General features: G+C 64.0%; 14 protein-coding genes. 6 read left to right on the top strand and 8 right to left on the bottom strand.

Going from position 1 to position 19940, the window contains the following annotated elements:
• Positions 1 to 6 precede the first annotated feature (6 nt).
• The 3 genes from V6766_RS21965 to V6766_RS21955 are packed head-to-tail and all read left to right on the top strand — an operon-like array spanning position 7 to position 5767.
• Positions 7 to 915 (top strand): DUF58 domain-containing protein, encoded by a 909-nt coding sequence (locus V6766_RS21965; protein WP_448470201.1) that lies wholly within the window; start codon positions 7 to 9, stop codon positions 913 to 915.
• The gene (locus V6766_RS21960) at positions 915 to 3701 is read left to right on the top strand and encodes a DUF4159 domain-containing protein (RefSeq protein WP_448470199.1); all 2787 of its coding nucleotides are present in this window, start codon (positions 915 to 917) and stop codon (positions 3699 to 3701) included. Before V6766_RS21965 ends, V6766_RS21960 begins: the two co-directional genes overlap by 1 nt.
• Positions 3701 to 5767 carry a hypothetical protein gene (locus V6766_RS21955; RefSeq protein ID WP_448470197.1) on the top strand — a complete coding sequence of 689 codons (2067 nt, stop codon included), beginning with the start codon at positions 3701 to 3703 and terminating at the stop codon, positions 5765 to 5767. The genes V6766_RS21960 and V6766_RS21955 overlap by 1 nt, the downstream gene beginning before the upstream one ends.
• A 360-nt stretch (positions 5768 to 6127) precedes the next feature.
• Here V6766_RS21955 and V6766_RS21950 read toward each other — a convergent pair whose 3' ends face one another.
• Positions 6128 to 6625, bottom strand: coding sequence for a GNAT family N-acetyltransferase (locus tag V6766_RS21950; RefSeq protein WP_448470195.1), 498 nt, complete (start codon positions 6623 to 6625; stop codon positions 6128 to 6130).
• A 269-nt stretch (positions 6626 to 6894) separates the two neighbouring features.
• Between V6766_RS21950 and V6766_RS21945 the strand changes: the two genes are divergently transcribed.
• Both V6766_RS21945 and V6766_RS21940 read left to right on the top strand, forming a co-directional pair.
• On the top strand, positions 6895 to 7866 hold the full coding sequence (locus V6766_RS21945) for a glutathione S-transferase family protein (protein WP_448470193.1): 972 nt from the start codon (positions 6895 to 6897) through the stop codon (positions 7864 to 7866).
• A gap of 46 nt (positions 7867 to 7912) precedes the next feature.
• On the top strand, positions 7913 to 8830 hold the full coding sequence (locus tag V6766_RS21940) for a metallophosphoesterase family protein (RefSeq protein WP_448470191.1): 918 nt from the start codon (positions 7913 to 7915) through the stop codon (positions 8828 to 8830).
• A 12-nt stretch (positions 8831 to 8842) separates the two neighbouring features.
• Here V6766_RS21940 and V6766_RS21935 read toward each other — a convergent pair whose 3' ends face one another.
• The gene (locus tag V6766_RS21935; RefSeq protein ID WP_448470189.1) at positions 8843 to 9532 is read right to left on the bottom strand and encodes a CerR family C-terminal domain-containing protein; all 690 of its coding nucleotides are present in this window, start codon (positions 9530 to 9532) and stop codon (positions 8843 to 8845) included.
• 326 nt (positions 9533 to 9858) lie between these two features.
• On the opposite strand from V6766_RS21935, the gene V6766_RS21930 reads away from it, so the two are divergent.
• The gene (locus V6766_RS21930; protein WP_448470187.1) at positions 9859 to 10455 is read left to right on the top strand and encodes a hypothetical protein; all 597 of its coding nucleotides are present in this window, start codon (positions 9859 to 9861) and stop codon (positions 10453 to 10455) included.
• Between the two features lie 60 nt (positions 10456 to 10515).
• Here V6766_RS21930 and leuA read toward each other — a convergent pair whose 3' ends face one another.
• The 6 genes from leuA to rimP form a co-directional block, all read right to left on the bottom strand.
• Entirely contained in the window at positions 10516 to 12216 is a 1701-nt protein-coding gene (gene leuA, locus V6766_RS21925) for a 2-isopropylmalate synthase (protein WP_448470185.1), read from the bottom strand.
• 291 nt (positions 12217 to 12507) lie between these two features.
• Complete coding sequence (locus V6766_RS21920; protein WP_448470183.1) at positions 12508 to 13701, bottom strand: benzoate/H(+) symporter BenE family transporter; 1194 nt, start codon at positions 13699 to 13701, stop codon at positions 12508 to 12510.
• A 322-nt stretch (positions 13702 to 14023) separates the two neighbouring features.
• Positions 14024 to 16750 (bottom strand): translation initiation factor IF-2, encoded by a 2727-nt coding sequence (gene infB / locus V6766_RS21915; RefSeq protein WP_448470181.1) that lies wholly within the window; start codon positions 16748 to 16750, stop codon positions 14024 to 14026.
• 100 nt (positions 16751 to 16850) lie between these two features.
• On the bottom strand, positions 16851 to 17513 hold the full coding sequence (locus V6766_RS21910) for an RNA-binding protein (RefSeq protein ID WP_448470179.1): 663 nt from the start codon (positions 17511 to 17513) through the stop codon (positions 16851 to 16853).
• Positions 17510 to 19156, bottom strand: coding sequence for a transcription termination factor NusA (nusA, locus tag V6766_RS21905; RefSeq protein ID WP_448470177.1), 1647 nt, complete (start codon positions 19154 to 19156; stop codon positions 17510 to 17512). Before nusA ends, V6766_RS21910 begins: the two co-directional genes overlap by 4 nt.
• 86 nt (positions 19157 to 19242) lie before the next feature.
• Positions 19243 to 19851, bottom strand: coding sequence for a ribosome maturation factor RimP (gene rimP / locus V6766_RS21900; protein ID WP_448470175.1), 609 nt, complete (start codon positions 19849 to 19851; stop codon positions 19243 to 19245).
• Positions 19852 to 19940 lie beyond the last annotated feature (89 nt).

Raw genomic sequence — 19940 nt, 5'->3', positions numbered from 1 at the left:
TTGCCATTGGCTGCAATTGGACAAACGACACCGCCGACTGCCCGCAACTCGGCCCTTGCCGAGGGCCGGCGGCGCGCGGCCCTTTTGCCGGATTGCCTGATCGAGGCGCGCCGGGTCGCCAACACGGTGATCACCGGCTGGCACGGGCGCAGGCGGCGGGGACCGGGCGAGAATTTCTGGCAGTTCAGGCCCTATTCGCAGGGCGAATCGATGGCGCGCATCGACTGGCGGCGCTCGGCGCGCGACGACCACACCTATGTCCGCGACATGGAATGGGAGGCGGCGCACACCGTCTGGCTGTTCGCCGATCTCAGCCCGTCGATGCATTTCCGCTCCGAGCTTGCGCCGGTTTCCAAGGAACACCGCGCGCTGGTGATCCTGCTTGCGCTTGCCGAGTCCCTGCTGCGCTCCGGCGAACGGGTCGGCTATCCCGGCCTTATGGAGCCGGTCTCCAACCGCAACGGCGCTGAAAAGCTCGCCCATGCGCTGGCATCTGCGGCCGAGCTGCCGATGGAATTGCCGCAGACCCGGATGATGCGCGGCCCGTCGGAACTGGTGATGATCGGCGATTTTCTGGACGCCCCGGACGCCCTGTTTTCGCAGATCATGCCGCTTTCCGAGCGCGGGCTCAGGGCGCATCTCATCGAGGTGGCGGACCCGGCGGAGGAAAGCTTCCCCTATAGCGGCCGCACCGCATTCGCCGATCCCGAAACCGGGCGCGAACTGACGCTCGGCCGGGCCGAAAGCCTGAGGGACGCCTATCTCGCCGAATATCATGCCCGCCGGGCGGTACTCGCCGATACCGCGCGCCATGCCGGCTGGTCGTTCGTGACCCATCACACCGACCATCCCGCCTCCGAGGCGCTGACCGCGATCCATACGCGTCTTGCCGGCCTCGGCAGAGGGGTGCGGTGATGGAATTCGCAAGCCCGCTCATCCTGGCCGCGCTGGTGGTTCTGCCGGCAATCTGGTGGCTTTTGAAGCTGACGCCGCCGCGCCCGCGCCGCGAGGTGTTCCCACCGCTCGCGATCCTGCTGCGTCTTGCCAAACGCGACGAGACGCCGGCCAAAAGCCCGTGGTGGCTGACTTTGCTGCGCATGGCGCTCGCCGCTCTGGTGATCCTCGCGATCGCCAATCCGGTGATCGACCCCGAACGCACGACGATCGCGACCGGCGGCCCGCTGGCGCTTCTGATCGACAATGGCTGGGCCAGCGCCGAGGACTGGCGGGCGCGCACCCGCGCGGCCGAAAACCTCATCGATGCCGCCGCCGATGCCGACCAGCCGATCATGATGGCGTTCACCGCAGAGCCCGTGAATGATCCGACCCCGGTTTCCGCAACCGAGGCGCGCCAGCGCCTCGCCGCCGCCGAACCGCGCGCCGCGCGCCCCGACCGGCTGGCCGCCGCGACCGCGCTTTCCGAAGCCTTCGGCGAGACCCCGCCGGCAACCGTCGCCTTCATCAGCGATGGTCTCGCAGGCCCCGATGACGCGGCAGCTTTTTCCATGCTCGCCCCCGCCGAGGACAATATCGTGCTGAGCGCCCCGCGCGCCCTGCCCGCAGCCGTCACCGATGTCGAGAATGACGCGACCGCAAGCCGCATCACCGCGAGCCGCGCGGAAACCGCGTCTCCGGCTGAGATGACGGTCAACGCCTACGACCTTCAGGGCCGGGTGATAGCCTCCGCCCCGCTGGTCTTCGAGGCCGGCGCCGGGGCCGCTTCCGCCGAAATCCGCGCGCCGTTCGAGGTCCGCAATGATTTCGCCCGGGTCGCCATCGATGGCACGGCCAATGCAGGCGCGGTCCATCTGCTCGATGACGGCTTCAAGCGGCGGCGGGTGGGGCTAATATCGGGCAGCCCGGCGAACGACGCCCAGCCGCTTCTCTCCTCCGGATATTACCTGCAGCAGGCGCTCTCGCCCTATGCCGACCTGATCACGAGCGATGCGGCGACGCTGCCCGAGGAAATCGCGGCACTTACCGATCGCAACCCCTCCGTCCTGATCCTGAGCGATGTCGGCACGCTGCCTGAGGAGGCCCATGCCGCGCTTCAGCAATGGGTCGAGGCCGGCGGCACGCTGATCCGCTTTGCCGGCCCGCGGCTTGCCGCGGCCTCGGGCGATGACAGCCTTCTGCCGGTGCGGCTGCGCTCCGGCGCGCGCGCCTTTGGCGGCGCGATGAGCTGGAGCGAGCCGCAGCCACTGGCGCCGTTTCCGCCCGAAAGCCCGTTCTACGGCCTGCCGGTGCCCGACGACATCACCGTCACCCGTCAGGTGCTGGCCGAACCCGCGCCGACGCTTTCCGAGCACACCTGGGCAAGCCTTGCCGACGGTACGCCGCTGGTGACGGAAGGGACGCTCGGCGAGGGCCGTATCGTGCTGTTTCATACCTCCGCCGATCCCAACTGGTCGAACCTGCCGATCTCCGGCTATTTCGTCGAAATGCTGCGCCGGATCGTCAACCTGTCGCGGGCGGGACAGGCCGAAGAGGGCGAAGGGAGCGCCGAGGTTCTACTCTCCCCCTATCGGCTGCTCGCCGCCAACGGCACGCTGACCAGCGACGTGGCCGACGCCAAGCCGCTTGCCGTTCCCGGCGGACCGACCGCGGCGACGGCGGAACACCCGCCCGGCCTCTATGGCTCGCCGGACGGCTTCACGGCACTGAACCTTTTTGAGGCGGGCGATCAGCTTGCGCCGGTCGACATTTCGGGCTTTGGCGATGGGGTCAGGATTGTGCAGATCGGCGATGCCCGCGCCTTCAGCCTGAAACCCTGGCTGCTGGCCGCTGCCATGGCTCTGCTGATTATCGACGGCATCATCATGCTGGCCATGAACGGCGCGTTCCGGGGCTTGCGACCGCGCCGCACCGCAATGTCGGCTGCGATCCTCGCGGCCTGCGCCCTGGCGATCCCGCTTTATCTCGGCGCGGCGCCGCCGGCTCGCGCGCAGATGGACGATGCGGCGATCGCCGATCTGCTCTACGAAACCCACCTCGCCTATGTCGTCACCGGCGAGGACGAGGTCGACCGCATCTCCGAGCGCGGGCTGAAGGGTCTCTCCGACTATATCTCCTACCGCACGGCGCTGGAGCCCGGCGATCCTGTGGGCGTCGATCCGGCGAGCGAGGAACTGGCCTTCTATCCCCTGATCTACTGGCCGATCTCCGCCACCGCGCCAATGCCTTCGGAAGAGGCGATTGCCGGGATCGAGGCCTATATGCGCAATGGCGGCACCGTGCTGTTCGACACCCGCGACCAGTATTCGCCGCTCGGCCAGAGCGCCGTCAGCCCGAATACGGCGCGGCTGCGCCAGATCCTCGACAATATCGACGTGCCGCCGCTGGAACCCGTGCCGGAAGATCATGTGCTGACGCGCTCGTTCTACCTGCTCTCCGATTTCCCCGGCCGCTATGACGGCTCGCCGCTCTGGGTCGAGGCGCGCGCGGGCGAGGATGCGGTGGGCAATATCGTCACGAGCGGCGGCGACGGCGTGTCTCCGATCCTGATCACCGGCAATGATTTCGCCGGCGCCTGGGCCACCAATCCCGATTCGACGCCGATGCTGCCGACCGTGCCCGAGAGCCCGATGCAGCGCCAATATGCCTACCGCACCGGCGTCAACATTGTGATGTACATGCTGACCGGCAACTACAAGGCCGATCAGGTGCACGTGCCTGCCCTCCTGGAAAGGCTGGGGCAATAATGGCGCTGACCTTTTCACCGCTGCTGCCGCTCTGGGCAATCTTCATCGCGCTCGCCCTCGTGCTCGCGCTGATGGCCGCCGGCTACCTCACCCGCATGCGGGCAACCGCGCTGCGCGCCGCGGCCGGCCTGGCTCTGGTAACCGCACTTGCCAATCCGACGATCAGCAACGAGGAGCGCTCGGCGCTGACCACCATCGTGCCGATCGTGGTCGACCGCAGCCAGAGCCAGTTGACCGGCGAGCGCGAAGGCCAGACCGACGAGGCGCTTGCAGCACTGCAGGCAAGGCTTGCCGACGATCCGATGATCGAGCCGCGGGTGGTCGATGTCGCAACCGCCGACGAGAACGGCCGGGCGGAAACGCTGGCCTTCGCCGCCCTTTCCGAGGCCGTGCGCGACGTACCGCCGAGCCGGCTGGGCGCGGCCTTCCTGATCACCGACGGGCAGATCCACGACCTTCCGGACAATGCCGAGGGCGTGCCGGGCGCAATGCCGCTCAACGCGCTGGTGACCGGCACCGACAGCGAATATGACCGCCGGATCGAGATCAACGAGGCCCCGCGCTTCGGGCTCGTCGGCGACAGCCTTCCCGTCGAGTTCACCGTGGTCGATGACGGGCCGGTGGACGAACATACCAGCGGCCCGGCCAAAGTGACGGCCCGCATCAATGGCCAGATCGCGGCCGAGATGCTGGTCGGCACCAATCTGCCGACGCGCTATGTCTTCGACATCGAGAATGGCGGCGAGAACATTCTCGAGCTCTCGGTCGCGCCGGTCGATGGCGAACTGACCACGATCAACAACCGCGCCGTCCAGATCGTCGAAGGCATCCGCGAGAACCTGCGCGTGCTGCTGGTGTCGGGGTCGCCGCATTCGGGCGAGCGCACCTGGCGCAACCTCCTGAAATCCGATGCATCCGTCGATCTGGTGCATTTCACCATTTTGCGCCCGCCGGAGAAGCAGGACGGCACGCCGATCAACGAGCTGTCGCTGATCGCCTTTCCGACGCGCGAACTGTTCGTCGACAAGATCGATGATTTCGACCTGATCATCTTCGACCGCTACCAGAACCGGGGTGTGCTGCCCCTGCTCTACTATGACAATATCGCCCAGTATGTGCTGAATGGCGGCGCGCTGCTGGTGGCCGCTGGACCGGAGATCGCGGGGCCGGAATCGATCGCCGACACGCCGCTTTCCGCGGTGCTGCCGGCGATCCCGACCGGCGATCTTGCCGAAGGCGGCTACTATCCCGAAATCTCCGGGACCGGCGAACGCCACCCGGTCACCCGCGACCTGCCCGGCAGCGGCTCCGAGCCGCCGGCATGGGGGCGGTGGTTCCGCTCGATCCCGGTCGGCCCGGCGCGCGGCGAAACCGTGATGACCACTGCCGATGGCGCGCCGCTGCTGGTGCTTTCGCGCGAAGGTGAAGGCCGGGTCGCCGAATTCCTCTCCGACCAGGGCTGGCTTTGGGCGCGCGGCTTCGAGGGCGGCGGCCCCTATGTTCCGCTCTACCGCCGCATCGCCCACTGGCTGATGAAGGAGCCGGCGCTGGAGGAGGAAACGCTTTCGGCAGCCGTCGACGGCGAGACGCTTGAGATCACCCGCCAGACCATGGAGGACGGCGCGCCGGACGCAACCGTGACCACGCCGTCGGGCCAGACTATCACGGTCCCGCTTACCGAAGCGGAACCGGGCCTCTATCGGGGCGAGACCCTGGTGGATGAGATGGGGCTCTTCACCGTCGAAAACGGCGATCTCCAGCGCCTCGTCAATGTCGGCGATCCGGATGCGCCGGAGTTCAAGGGCATGATCTCGACGACCGACACGCTCGCCCCGCTTTCAGCGGAAACCGGGGGACTGACCCAGCGCATCGCCGACGGCATGCCGCCGATCCGCCTTGTGAGCGGCCCGGTCCGGCCCGGCAATGACAGCTACATGCCGATCGTGGAAACCGCCGACACAAGGCTCGAAAGCATCCGCTCCCTGCCGCTCTTCAACGGCCTCCTCGGCCTCGCAGCCCTCCTCGCCCTGATCTCCGCGACATGGTGGCGCGAGGGGCGGAGCTGAGGTTGGGCTTTGCCGCAAGTGAAGCACAAGCTTCGATAAGCGGCCCCGCAGCCCGTAATCTCTCCCCTTGAGAGCACGAAGGTAGCATATGGTTTTCCGCATAGCCCCCAAGTCTTCTCGCCCCGGAGGGGAGAGATGTCGCGAAAGCGACAGTGAGGGGGGAGACTATCACCGCGAACGCCCTCACAATTTGAAATGCCGCGCCACCCTCACTGCCCCTTTCGGGGCATCTCTCCCGCCAGCGGGAGAGAGTATTGGGAGCAAGCTGCTACGCCATATGCGGCAGCCCTGCCCTCAAATGTGAGATTGAGGCTGGGAGGTTCTCGCAAACCGGCAGATAGCCGAGAAAACCGAAAAGCCCTACCCGCGAAACCGCATCATGCCGACGAGCTTTGCTTCCACGCCCTCGACCAGCGGCGCGGCCAGGACGCGGCGGTAATCGACCGGTCCCGGCAATTGCAGCGTGGGCGGAACGATCGGGAGGAAACCGAGCGGGCTGTAATAGGGCGGATCGCCGACCAGGATCACCACTTCTGACCCGGCATCGCGCGCCGCCTGAACGGCGACCTTGACCAGATGGCGGCCGATGCCGCGGTTCTTGTGCGACGGCTTGACCGCCAGCGGTCCCAGCATATGCCCCTCGGCCATGCCGGCGAAAACCGGCGTAATCCGCACCGAGGCAATAACCTCGACGCCATCGAGACAGACGAAGGACAGCGCAGGATCATGCGGCCCCTGTTCGCGGATGCGGGCCGCCGCGCGCACGAAACGGGCGGGGCCGAAGGCTTCGGCGTTGATGTCTTCGATGGCAGCGTCGTGGGAGGCCTCTTCGGGGAGGTAACGCAATTCACTCGTCATTGATGTCTGAACCTGTCTGGAGAACGCATGATGTCGGGGCCGGAGAAAATCCGGTCTGAACTTCCAATCAGCGTCGTCGCAGGTTCCGCATGACATTTTCCAAATTTGCGTTTCGTCGGCCACTAGCAGGAAACGCAGCGGCCGTCCAGCCTGTGGGGAGCGAAAACGGCGGGGCCGATGGCATGCAACACACTGTCAATGGTTTCGGGGGTGGCAAAGCGGGAGGCGCGCCGTATGTAAATGGGCAAGACGAATGAAAGGAACAGGCCATGGGTATGCTGGTAGACGGCGTCTGGAAGGACGTCTGGTACGACACCGACAAGACGGGCGGCAAGTTCAAGCGCGAAAGCTCGAAATTCAGGAACTGGATCACCGCCGACGGCAGCGCCGGTCCCGAGGGCGATGGCGGTTTTGAGGCCGAAAAGGGCCGCTACCACCTCTATGTGGCCCTTGCCTGTCCCTGGGCCCACCGCACGCTGATCTTCCGCAAGCTGAAGGGCCTCGAAGACTATATCGACGTCTCGATCGTCGATCCGCTGATGCTGGAAAACGGCTGGGAATTCAGGAACCGCGACGGCGGCACGGCCGACAAGGTCAACGGCGCCGACTATCTCTGGCAGGTCTATACCAAGGCGGACCCGAAATATTCAGGCCGCGTGACCGTGCCGGTCGTCTGGGACAAGAAGCGCGAGACCATTGTCTCCAACGAATCGGCGGAAATCATCCGCATGTTCAGCAGCGCCTTCGATCATCTGACCGGCAATGATGTCGATTTCTACCCCGAGGACCTGCGCTTGGGGATCGAGGAGATCAACGCGGTGGTCTACGACACCGTCAACAACGGCGTCTACAAGGCCGGTTTCGCGACCACGCAGGAGGCCTATTCCGAAAACGTGCTGAAGCTGTTTGCAACGCTCGACATGCTGGAGAAGCGCCTTGGCGAAAACCGCTATCTGATGGGCGATCGGCTGACGGAGGCCGACTGGCGGCTGTTCACCACGCTGGTGCGCTTCGATCCGGTCTATGTCGGCCACTTCAAATGCAATCTCAGGCGGATTGCCGACTATCCCGATCTCTCGGGCTATCTGCGCGAACTTTATCAGGTCCCGGGCGTTAAGGAGACAGTCAATATCGACCACATCAAGCGCCACTATTACGGCTCGCACAAGACGATCAACCCGACCGGCATCGTGCCGGAGGGTCCGCTCATCGACCTCGACGCGCCGCACGGGCGCGGCTGAAAAGGCGGCGCTTGTTCGGCGGGCGTTGGAAAGCTAAGAAGACTGCATGTATACAATCGCCCATATTTCCGATGTCCATCTCGGGCCGCTGCCGCGGCTGTCGCCGAAGGAGCTGTTTTCCAAGCGGATCACCGGCTTCTTCAACTGGCATCGCAACCGCCGCAAACACCTCGGCAAGGACACGCTGGAAAACCTGCTTCTGGCGATCGCGGATGAGAACCCGGACCATCTCGCGATCACCGGTGACCTAGTCAATCTGGCCACCACCAAGGAAATCGATATCGCCGCCGACTGGCTGAAAAGCGTCGGCCCGGCCCACGAGGTTTCGCTGGTTCCGGGCAATCACGACGCCTATGTCGGCGGCGCCTACGCCAAAATCGCCAGGGCCTGGGGCGACTACATGCAGGGCGATGATCATGAGGGGGCGCACCTGGGCAGAATGACCTTCCCCTATATCCGCCGACGCGGTCCGATTGCCATTATCGGCTGTTCATCGGCCATACCATCGCCGCCATTCCTGGCGATCGGCTCGTTCGAGGCGAAGCAGGCGCGAAAAACCGCCGAACTCCTGCGCCAGGCCGGCGAGGAAGGTCTGTTCCGCATCCTGATGATCCATCACCCCCCTGTTCGCAACGCGGCCCCCCGCCACAAGCGGCTAATCGGCATTCGCCGATTCCGGGCGACGATTGCCACCAGCGGCTGCGAACTGGTGCTTCACGGCCATACCCACCTCAACACCGTGAATTTCATCGAGACCCGAAAGGGCAAGACGCCGGTGATCGGCATCGCCGCCGCGGGCCAGGGCGCCAATGGCAAGAAGCCGCCGTCCGGCTTCAACCTTATTACCATCAGCGGCAGATCCGGCTCATATGAAATGCACTGCCGCCGCCACGCTCTCAGCGCGGCGAGCGGCATCATCGAACCTGAAAGCGAATTCAGCTTCTCTTATTCCAACGACCGGTGATTGCCCCTGGCGCTACACCGCGTCCTCGTGCACGAGGGGCCGACGGACAGAAGGGATAGCGCTGGCATCGACGATAGCGTTAACGTTGAACCTGACGGCATTGCGCAGTTTCAGGCACTCATTCTGGCCTATGCCGTCCCAATCAAGGCTGCGCTGCACGACATGGCGACAAATCTTGAAATATTGCGCCTGGCCGAGAAGAGTGAACGTCAGGATCGCCAGATCCTCGGCAGTCTCGTCCCGTCCGGTGGCCCGCGCCAGCAATTGCCGCAAGTGCTTGTTAAGCGGCTCGACAAACTCGTTGAAGAGAAGGTCGAAGGCCTCGCTTGGAAGCGAGATGTAGCGCATGATGAAGGCCGAAATCTCGTCCTCGTCGTAGTTGGGCGTCAGGGGCTGCACCATAAGAACCATCAATTCGACCAGCTCTTCCCGTGCCTCGGCCGGCGTCATCTTGGCCGATATCGGCTCCAGCATCGCACTGCCGATATTGTTCTTGGCAATATTGATCACGTAAAGTGCGCAGGCGCGCATCAACCCAGGCTTGCCGCCGAAATGGTAGGCGATACTGCCGATATTCGCGCCTGACAGCTCCGCGATTTTACGTGTGGAAACAGCGTTATAGCCATATTCTCCAAAAAGCCGGAGGGCCGCGGAGATAATCGCCTGCCTCGTTGCTGCTGCACCGCTTTGATTTTCGATCATGGCTTTGTTTATTACTCTGTTTTTGGCCAAACGTTGATCATAGAATAAATCCTCCCCTTCATTCTATTTTCTGGTTGGCAGACAAGATAAAGCAACGCGCGCGCAAGCGCCAGCCATATTTCAGCCATATTTTCCGAGCTGTACGGCTGGACCTTATGCAACAGACGGTTGCGATCCAAGTAAATTTGCTTTCCGTTTGGGGAAAGACTGCACGCCCCTTGTTTCCGCCATTTACACAAGGCAATATCGCCCCAGCATACGGGCCGGCAAAGGGGTTGACCGGCCATTATTATATCGCGTATGCGATCGAGAGTTTCAAGGTCGTTATGGATTCCGCAGTCATCAAGAGCAGACCGAAAAGGGCAGCCGGCCGTCGCCGCTGGATGGCGGGAGCAGCCTGCGCTGTATTTCTCGGCATCGGCGTGGCCGTGGGCGCCAGCCTGTCGCGGGATTCCGGCGCCTCCCAGGTGGTCGATCTCTCGCTCGAACAGACAAACGACTGGATCGATGATGTCTGTGCCAGTTTCCGGGTTTTCGGCCGAAAATATCAGCCCCTGGTCGATATCGGCCCGGGCGAAGACGCGGCCTTCGCCGAACTCGTCCAGCGCACGATCGGCATCGACATGACGGTCCCCACTTTCGAGGAAGGCGCTTCGATCTTCGAGGGCGCCAGGGTCGTCGCGATCGACCGCGCTCCGGGCATCGAACTGTTTTACCGCAATGCGGCCGGCGACCTGCTGTCGGTGTTCGTGCTGGCCCGCCCCGCTTCGCCCGACAATCAGGTGACGGATGTGCAGGAGACCATCCGCGACGATCTCATCGTCTCGTGGTGGCAGGGCGAACGCACGCTGGTCGCCGTCGTCGGCCCGTCTTCCGATGCCAACATGCCCGACCTTGCCCAGGCCGCCTATCTCAAGCTTTGACAAAACGAAAGCCGGCCGCGTTGAGTGCGACCGGCCTTCTTCAGAGTCGTAAGGCGGGCGTCACCGCGCCGCCAGGATCTGGTTCGCTGCCGACACGATCGCTTCCAGCGATGCGGCAACGATATTGGTGTTGATGCCGACGCCATAAATCTTGCCGCCGTCATAGGCGACCTCGACATAGGCGATCGCTTTGGCATCCGACCCGTGGTTCAGCGAGTGCTCGGAATAATCCTCGACCGACAGCGCAATGCCGAGATAATCGGACAGCGCATTGATGAACCCGTCGACGGGGCCGTTGCCCTTGGCCTCGATGCGCTTGGAAACGCCATTATCCTCGATCTCCGCCGTCACCACGCGCTGGCCCTTGGCCTGACCCTGCGGATAGGTTTGGTGATCGACGAATTTGATGCGGCCGTTGGGCTGCTCGACATATTTCTCCATGAACACGTCGTAGATCCGCTTCGAAGGGAGCTCGCGCCCCTCTTCATCGGTGATCTTCTGCACGTGCTCGCGGAAGGCGACCTGCAGGGCGCGCGGCATGTTGATGCCGTAGTCGGACTGCATGATATAGGCGATGCCGCCCTTGCCGGACTGCGAGTTGATGCGGATGATCGCCTCGTATGTGCGGCCGACATCCTGCGGGTCGATCGGCAGATAGGGCACTTCCCACTGCGGCTTGTTGGCGACCTTGATCGCCTTCATACCCTTGTTGATCGCATCCTGATGCGAGCCCGAGAAAGCGGTGTAGACCAGTTCGCCGACATAGGGGTGGCGCTCCGGGATGACCATCTGGTTGGAATATTCGTAGACCGCCTTGATCCGCTCGATATCCGAGCAGTCCAGTTCCGGATCGACGCCTTGCGTGAACATGTTCAGCGCCAGCGTGACGATATCGACATTGCCGGTGCGCTCGCCATTGCCGAACAGAGTGCCCTCGATCCGGTCCGCGCCGGCCAGCACGCCCATTTCGGCTGCGGCAATGCCGGTGCCCCGGTCATTGTGCGGATGCACGGAGACGATCAGGTTCTCGCGATTGTCGAGATTGCGGCACATCCACTCGATCTGGTCGGCATAGATGTTGGGCGTCGACATTTCCACGGTCGAAGGCAGGTTGATGATCAACTTGTTGTCGGGGGTCGGTTTGACCACCTCGATCACCGCGTTGCAGATCTCCAGCGCGACGTCCAGTTCGGTCCCGGTGAAGCTTTCCGGCGAATATTCGAAGCGGTAGCCGCCGCCGGCCTTCGCCGCCATATCAGTGATCATCTTGGCGGCATCGACGGCGATCTGACGGATGCCCGCCACATCCTTGCCGAACACGACCCGGCGCTGCAACTCGCTGGTGGAATTATAGAAATGCACGATCGGGCGGTGCGCGCCCTCCAGCGCCTCGAAGGTGCGGTTGATCAGTTCCGGACGGCACTGGACCAGCACCTGCAGCGAAACGTCGTCGCCGACATTGCCGTTTTCGACGCACCAGCGGGCGAAGTCGAAATCCGTCTGGGAAGCGGAGGGAAAGCCGATCTCGATTTCCTTGAAACCCATGTCGAGCAACAGCTGGAACATGCGCGCCTTGCGGTCGTGCCCCATCGGGTCGACCAGCGCCTGGTTGCCGTCGCGCAGATCGACCGAGCACCAGATCGGCGCCTTCTCGATGCGTTTCGAGGGCCATTGCCGGTCTGTCAGATTGATCTGCTGATAGGCCTGGTATTTCTGAGCCGCGAACGGCATGCCCTTGTTGGCTGTGGTTTTCACGTCCATTTTTCCTCACTCCGGCGCGCATCCGTGTTCCACGCGATGGCCGCCTTGATCTTCAATTTCAGGGATTTTTCAGGAGCGCTTGTGCCAGACGGCTTTCCGGCCGCCGGGCGCTCCTCAAAGGACCCGGCAACCGCCGTTAAGGCTGAGAAGAAGAAGCGAGTTTAGGTCGCGCAGGACGGACGCCGCGGCAGTGGCACTGCGCGTGGACTTCGCCTGGAAATTGTTCGCAAACCTGATCATGAGCGTTCCTTAGCGGCATCGGCGGCAAATTGCAATCGCAAACAGCGCCTCCTATGCCGGCTTGCGCGAACGGCCCGCCGCCCATGATTTGATGCCGTGCACCACAAGCCCCGCGAGAAGTCCCCAGAAGGCCCCGGAAACGCCGAAAAAGCCGACGCCGGAGGCAGCGACCAGAAAGGTGATCGCCGCCGCCTCGCGCGCATCCGGCTCCTTGAACGCGCCGAGCACCGCGCCGCCGAAAGCGCCGATCAGCGCAAGGCCGGCAACGGCCTCGATCAGCACCGGCGGCGCCAGCGAAACGGTTGCCACCACAAGGCCGCTGAACAGGCCGAGCACGATATAGCCGATCCCGGCGATGATCGCCGACCAGTAGCGCCGTTTCGGATCGGGGTGGGCATCCGGGCCCGCGCACATCGCCGCGGTGATCGCCGCCAGATTGACGCCGTGCCCGCCGAACGGCGCGGTAAAAAGCGTGGCCAGGCCGGTTGCAGAGAACATCCGGCCGGCCGAAGGGCGGTAATTGTTGATGTTCAGGATCGCGACGCCCGGAATGTTCTGCGAGGCCATGGTGACGATGAACAGCGGCAGCGCCAGCGAGATCGCGCCCTGAGCCGAGAAATGCGGCGTCACCCAGACCGGCGCGGCAAACGCATTGCGAAATACGCCGGACCACGCACCCGATTCTATATCAACGCCGAAGATCAGCACGGCCACGAAAGCGAGAAAGGCGGCGGGCACCGCCATCAGCCGGTTGAAGGCGCCGACGATCACCCAGGTCGCCACGATCGGCAGCGCCAGCAGCGGCGAGAACTTCACCGCCTCCACCGGCGCGAAACAGAGCGCGAGCAACACGCCGGCCAGCATCGCATTGGCAAGCGGCGCGGGAATGGCTGAAATCGCCCTACCGACCGGCTTCACCATGCCGGCGAGGATGATCAGCACCGCCGCAATAACAAAAGCGCCGACCGCCGCATTGAAGCCTCCGGGCAGTGCCCCGCTGGTGGCCATCAGCGCCGCGCCCGGCGTCGACCATGCCACGCTCACCGGCATGCGCGTGACCACCGAGAGGACGATGCCGCACACTCCCATGCCGATCGACAGCGCCATCAACCCCGATGCCGATTGCGCATGGCTGGCGCCCGTGCCTTCCAAACCCTGAAGCACGACCGAAAACGAGCTCGCGAAGCCGACAAAGGCGACCAGAAGCCCCATGAACAGGCTCTGCAGTGAAAAATCCCGCAGCATTGCGCATCCTTTCACAAACGCCGGCCCGCGCCTTGCCCCGGCGGCACCAAGCGTTTGCAGCCTATATGCGGATTGCAGTCAAGCCCGACGCCGACAGGGTGGGTACGGTATGCCAAACGCCGATCCTGTCCGGCGCCCCGGCCTGACACCAACCTCCCGCTTGAAGAAGAGAGCGCAACGAAGGGAGAAAGAAGCGTGGGCTGCGGCTCTCTCCGTAAATCGCCCCTGGGCGGTGCAACCGCCACAGCAAAAATCGTCATCGCAAACGACAAAGGGCCGACATTGCTGCCGGCCCTTTCCGATTTCCGTGTTGCCCTGACGATCAGAGCGTGCGGGTGATGTGCTCGACGCGGAAGGCTTCGATGACGTCGCCGGCGCGGATGTCTTCGTAGTTCTCGAAGGCCATGCCGCATTCCTGGCCGACCGGTACTTCGGAGACTTCGTCCTTGAACCGCTTCAGCGTTTTCAGCTTGCCCTCGTGGATGACCACATTGTCGCGGACAAGGCGTACGCCGGCGCCGCGTTCCATGCGGCCTTCGGTAACGCGGCAACCCGCGACCTTGCCGACCTTGGAAATGTTGAAGACCTCGAGGATCTCCGCGTTGCCGAGGAAGGTCTCGCGCCGTTCCGGCGACAGAAGGCCCGACATCGCCGACTTCACGTCATCCACCAGATCGTAGATGATGTTGTAGTAGCGGATCTCGATGCCTTCCTGCTCGGACACCTTGCGGGCCTGGGCATTGGCGCGGACATTGAAGCCGATGATCGCCGCATTGGAGGCTTCCGCAAGCGAGATATCCGACTCGGTGATGCCGCCGACCGCGGCATGGACGATCCGGGCGCGCACTTCGTCGGTCCCGAGCTTTTCGAGCGCTGCCGAGATCGCTTCGACCGAACCCTGCACGTCGCCCTTGATCAGGAGCGGGAACTCCTTCAGCCCGGTATCCTGCAACTGGCTCATCATCTGCTCGAGCGAGCCGCGCGAACCAGACTGGCGGGCCGCCGCCTTGTCGCGGGCGAGCCGCTGGCGGTATTCGGAGACCTCGCGGGCCTTGCCTTCGTTTTCGACGACAGCAAAACGATCGCCGGCAGCGGGCGTGCCGCTGAGGCCGAGGATCTCGACCGGCATGGACGGTCCTGCTTCCTTTACATGTTCGCCGCGATCGTTGACGAGCGCGCGCACGCGGCCCCACTGATCGCCGGCAACCACAATCTGGCCGGGCTTCAGCGTGCCCTTCTGCACCAGAACGGTGGCAACCGAGCCGCGGCCGCGGTCAAGCTGGGCCTCGATCACGACGCCTTCGGCGGTGCGATCGGGATTGGCCTTGAGGTCGAGAAGCTCGGCCTGCAGCAGGATGGCTTCCAGCAGCTTGTCGAGGTTCTTGCCGGTCTTGGCGGAGACTTCGACTTCCAGCGTCTCGCCGCCCATGGTTTCGACGAACACTTCGTGCTGAAGCAGTTCGGTGCGCACCTTCTGGGCGTCGGCGGCGGGCTTGTCGATCTTGTTGATGGCAACAATGATCGGCACGCCGGCAGCCTTGGCGTGATTGATCGATTCGATCGTCTGCGGCATGACGCTGTCGTCCGCCGCCACCACCAGAATGGCGATGTCGGTCACTTCCGCGCCGCGGGCGCGCATCGCCGTAAAGGCGGCGTGGCCAGGCGTGTCGATGAAGGTGATTTTCTGACCGTCCTGCTCGACCTGATAGGCGCCGATATGCTGGGTGATGCCGCCGGCTTCGCCGGAGACCACATTGGCGTGGCGGATTGCGTCGAGCAGCGAGGTCTTGCCGTGGTCGACATGGCCCATGATGGTGACGACCGGCGCGCGCGGCTCCAGATCGCCCTCGTCATCCTTGACGTCGAAAATGCCCTCTTCCACGTCCGATTCGGCAACGCGCTTGACGGTGTGGCCGAATTCGGTGGCGATCAGCTCGGCGAGATCGGCATCGATCACGTCGCCGGGCTTCATCATCTGCCCTTCCTTCATCAGGTACTTGATCACATCGACCGAGCGTTCGGACATGCGCTGCGACAGTTCCTGGATGGTGATGGTTTCCGGCAGCACGACCTCGCGCAGAACCTTTTCACGCGGCTCCTGCGAATGGGCGCGACGCATCTTTTCCTGGCGGCGGCGCATGGCCGAAAGCGAACGGCCGCGCTGGCTGCCGCCCTCGTCGTCGCCGGTCACCGCGGTTACGGTCAGCTTGCCGCGACGGCGCTCGCCGGTGCCCTTCGGGCGCGATGCGGGCTTCGGCGCGGTATCGGGGCGCAGCGCCTTGCCGCGCGCCGGTCCGCCTTCGCTCTCGCCTTCGCGACGGGGCTTGCGGCCGCGGGCGGCGTCATCATCATCTTCGGTCGTGCGCGCGGCGGGGCGCGGACGCTGCGCGGTCCGGCTCGGCTTGGCGTCTTCGCCCGGCGGCAGATCGGGCACAACCGGCGCTTCGGCCTCGGCCGGCGTCTCTTCGACGGCGGGCGCCGGCTCCGCGGCGCGCGCCTTGGCCTCTTCCGCCTCGCGCTTGGCCTTTTCCTCGGCCTCGCGCTTTGCCTTTTCCTCGGCAATGCGGGCCTCTTCGGCTTCGCGCTTGCGGCGTTCGGCATCCTCGGCCTCGCGTTGCTGCGCCATGATCAGCGCGCGACGGCGGGCATCCATCTCGCCCTGGGAGAGATCGTGCAGCACATTGCCGCGCTGGCGGTTCTGGCCGCCACGGTCGGCATTACCGCGATCCGGCTGGCCGCCGCGCTGGCGGTTCTGCGCGCCCGGCCGCGAGGGCTGGCCCTTGGGCTGGTGCGTCGGCCGGTCATCATTGCGGCGGGTCTCGCCTGCGCGCGGCTGGGCGCTCTGAGAAGCCGGCGCGCGCGAGGCTGATGCTGAAGTGTCTTCGCCGGGCTTGTGGATCCGGCGTTTGCGTGTTTCCACCACGACCGCCTTGCTGCGACCGCGGCCCATATCCTGGCGCACGGTGCCCTGGCTCACACCCGACGGCTTCAGCTTAAGCGTCTTCTTGCCTTCATTGTCGAGTGTCTTGTCGTCTTTACTGTCCGTCATTCGGTTCCCGTTCCTTGGCGCGGGAACCGCCTCCGATCGGAGACAGTATGCCCGCCCTAAAAATTCATATTCTGGCGTCCGGCCAACTTCCGTGACGTCGTCATGTGTTCGTCATCGCGGCTTTTCCTTCGGTTCCGGCATCTGCGCGGTACCTTTGAAGTATCATTGCGCGCTTCACTACACCCTCACCGGCCTTTCCCGCAAGCACTGCGGCGTGTTTAAACGCATTCTCATGCAAAAGAGGGCCGATTTCCGCCGCATTGAAGGGTCTGAGCGCCGGTAGCGGCGCATCCGCCTCGCTTTGATGCATGAAGGCTGTGCGGGCCTGATCGAGCTTGCGGACGCCATCCGGCGCTGCATCGGCGGAATGAAACACCGCAATCGCCGCGCCGCTTCTGATCGCAAGATCGACCTTGGCGGAGCCCGTCACGAATTCCCCCGCCTTGATCGCCATATTGATCATACCCGCCAACTGGCGCGCCATCAACATGTCAACCATCGCGCCGAGATCGTCGGCGGCCTGGACCTTCTGTTTCAGCGCCCGGGAAAACAGGCCCTTGGCAGCCGCCTTGTCGACGGCCCAGCGTTCCGCGACCACCCAGCAGCCGCGGCCGGGGAGTTCGCGCTTGAGGTCCGGCACGACCTGACCGTCGGGACCGGCGACAAACCGGATGAGCTCATCCGGATCGCCGGCCTTGCGGGTCACGATGCAGGTGCGCTCGCTCATCGCCTCAGCCTCGACCGCTTTGCGGGGCGAGGTCACGACTTCGAGAATACGCCGCTCAGATCGTCATCCGCAGGCGCCTCGGCACCCTCGCCCTCGACTTCCTCTTCTTCCGGAAGGTCGGCGGCGAGGTCTTCCTCGGTGATCCAGCCTGCGGCGAGACGCGCCTGCATGATCATGTTTTCCGCCTCGACGCGCGACAGCGCGAAGGACGACAGCGTGCCGTCGAAACGCTTGGTCTGGCCGTTCTGACGCTCGGTCCAGCCGATCAGGTCGTCGGCGGCGCAGCCGGCGAAGTCTTCCATCGTCTTGATGTCGTCCTCGCCGAGTGCCACCATCATCGCCAGCGTCATACCGTCGATCTGCCGCAGATCGTCGGAAACGCCCAGTTCGCGACGCTTCTCGTCAAGCTCGGCCTCGAGCCGCTCAAGATGCTCGCGAGCGCGCATCTGGATTTCCTGGGCGGTTTCCTCGTCGAAGCCCTCGATCGAGGAAATTTCGTCGAGATCGACATAGGCGAGTTCCTCGATGGCCGCGAAGCCTTCCGAGGCCAGCACCTGGCCGACCATCTCGTCGACGTCGAGCGCATCCATGAACAGCTGCGAACGTTCGTTGAATTCCTTCTGGCGGCGCTCCGATTCCTCGTTCTCCGTCATGATGTCGATGTCCCAGCCGGTGAGCTGCGAGGCGAGACGGACATTCTGGCCGCGACGGCCGATCGCCAGCGAAAGCTGGTCGTCCGGCACCACGACGTCGATGCGCTCGGCATCCTCGTCCAGCACCACCTTGGCGACTTCGGCCGGCTGCAGCGCGTTGACGATGAAGGAGGCCGGGTCTTCCGACCACGGAATGATGTCGATCTTCTCGCCCTGAAGCTCGCCGACGACGGCCTGGACGCGGCTACCGCGCATGCCGACGCAGGCGCCGACCGGATCGATCGACGAATCGGACGAGATCACGGCGATCTTGGCGCGCGAACCGGGGTCGCGGGCGACCGACTTGATGGTGATGATGCCGTCGTAGATTTCCGGCACTTCCATGGCGAAGAGCTTGACCATGAACTGCGGATGGGTGCGCGACAGGAAAATCTGCGGACCGCGCTGTTCGCGGCGCACATCGTAGACATAGGCGCGGATGCGGTCGCCATAGCGCGGAACCTCGCGCGGGATCATCTCGTCGCGACGGATAATCGCTTCGCCGCGGCCGAGATCGACAATGACGTTGCCGTATTCGACGCGCTTGACCGTGCCGTTGACGATCTCGCCGATGCGATCCTTGTATTCGTCATACTGGCGGTCGCGCTCGGCCTCGCGCACCTTCTGGACGATGACCTGCTTGGCCGACTGGGCGGCGATGCGGCCGAAATCCATCGGCGGCAGCGGATCGGCGATGAAATCGCCGAGCTTGGCTTCCGGGTTGCGGTCCAGCGCCAGTGCCAGCGGGATCTGGGTGCTGTAGTCTTCGGCTTCCTCGACCACTTCGAGCAAACGCTGCAGGTGAATTTCGCCGGTCTTGGGATTGATGTCGGCGCGGATATTGGTTTCCGATCCGTAACGCGACTTGGCCGCCTTCTGGATCGCGTCGGCCATGGCGGTCAGGACGATCTCGCGATCGATCGATTTTTCCCGCGCCACCGCGTCGGCGATCTGCAACAGCTCCAGCCGGTTCGCACTTACTGCCATGTTCCTGTCTCCATTCTTGTCTGCGAGCCTCAAGGCTTCGCGAAATTATCGTCACGCCCGCGCGTTAGAAGCAGCGGTCAAGCGGTTCAATTCTCTTCGGTGTCGTCGACGCCGTCATCCTCGTCGTTTTCGTTGGCGGCCTTTTCCTTGGCCAGCTTGTCGGCGCGCAGCGCCTCCCGGATCAATTCGTCCGTCAGGATCAGCTTGGCATCGGAAAGCGCCGAAAACGGGATCGTCACCTCGCTCGGCTCGCCATAGGCGACGCCGTCGCGCAAAAGCGTGAAGCCGTCATTATCGGCCTCGACGATGCGGCCGCGAAACCGTTTGCGCTCGCCGATGAGCACCGAGGTCTCGCATTTCAGCAGGTGGCCCTTCCAGCGGTAGAAATCGGATTTGCGCACCATCGGCCGGTCGATGCCCGGCGAGGAGATTTCCAGGTGATAGGCGCGGTCGATCGGGTCTTCGACGTCGAGCACCGGCGAGACCGCCTTGGACACTTCCTCGCAGTCCTCGACCGTCATCGTGCCGTCGAATCGCTCGGCCATGATCTGTAGCGTCAGCCCGTTCTGGCCGGAGAGACTGACCCGCACCAGCTTGAAACCGATATCCTCCAGAACCGGTTCGAGCATGTCAGCAATCCGCTTCTCGACGCCGGTTTCGATAATTAGCCGTTCTTCTCTCACCTTGTCAGCCATGTTCCTCAAATCTGCCCCATCAGGCTCCCGGCGCCTGGCGGCCGCGCCAAACAAAAAAGAGCGGGTCCGTGCGGCCCCACTCTTCATCT

It is taken from the genome of Martelella sp. AMO21009 (assembly GCF_053484295.1).
The sequence above is the reverse complement of the archived record's forward strand: the minus strand, read 5'-3'. Positions and strand labels throughout refer to the sequence as shown.

Coding starts and splice junctions, on each gene's coding strand:
- leuA (WP_448470185.1), bottom strand. CDS start 12,216: ATGGACGTGAAAACCACAGCCAACAAGGGCATGCCGTTCGCGGCTCAG.
- V6766_RS21950 (WP_448470195.1), bottom strand. CDS start 6,625: ATGACGAGTGAATTGCGTTACCTCCCCGAAGAGGCCTCCCACGACGCT.
- V6766_RS21930 (WP_448470187.1), top strand. CDS start 9,859: ATGGATTCCGCAGTCATCAAGAGCAGACCGAAAAGGGCAGCCGGCCGT.
- V6766_RS21935 (WP_448470189.1), bottom strand. CDS start 9,532: ATGATCGAAAATCAAAGCGGTGCAGCAGCAACGAGGCAGGCGATTATC.
- rimP (WP_448470175.1), bottom strand. CDS start 19,851: ATGGCTGACAAGGTGAGAGAAGAACGGCTAATTATCGAAACCGGCGTC.
- V6766_RS21920 (WP_448470183.1), bottom strand. CDS start 13,701: ATGCTGCGGGATTTTTCACTGCAGAGCCTGTTCATGGGGCTTCTGGTC.
- V6766_RS21940 (WP_448470191.1), top strand. CDS start 7,913: ATGTATACAATCGCCCATATTTCCGATGTCCATCTCGGGCCGCTGCCG.
- V6766_RS21955 (WP_448470197.1), top strand. CDS start 3,701: ATGGCGCTGACCTTTTCACCGCTGCTGCCGCTCTGGGCAATCTTCATC.
- V6766_RS21945 (WP_448470193.1), top strand. CDS start 6,895: ATGGGTATGCTGGTAGACGGCGTCTGGAAGGACGTCTGGTACGACACC.
- V6766_RS21960 (WP_448470199.1), top strand. CDS start 915: ATGGAATTCGCAAGCCCGCTCATCCTGGCCGCGCTGGTGGTTCTGCCG.
- nusA (WP_448470177.1), bottom strand. CDS start 19,156: ATGGCAGTAAGTGCGAACCGGCTGGAGCTGTTGCAGATCGCCGACGCG.
- infB (WP_448470181.1), bottom strand. CDS start 16,750: ATGACGGACAGTAAAGACGACAAGACACTCGACAATGAAGGCAAGAAG.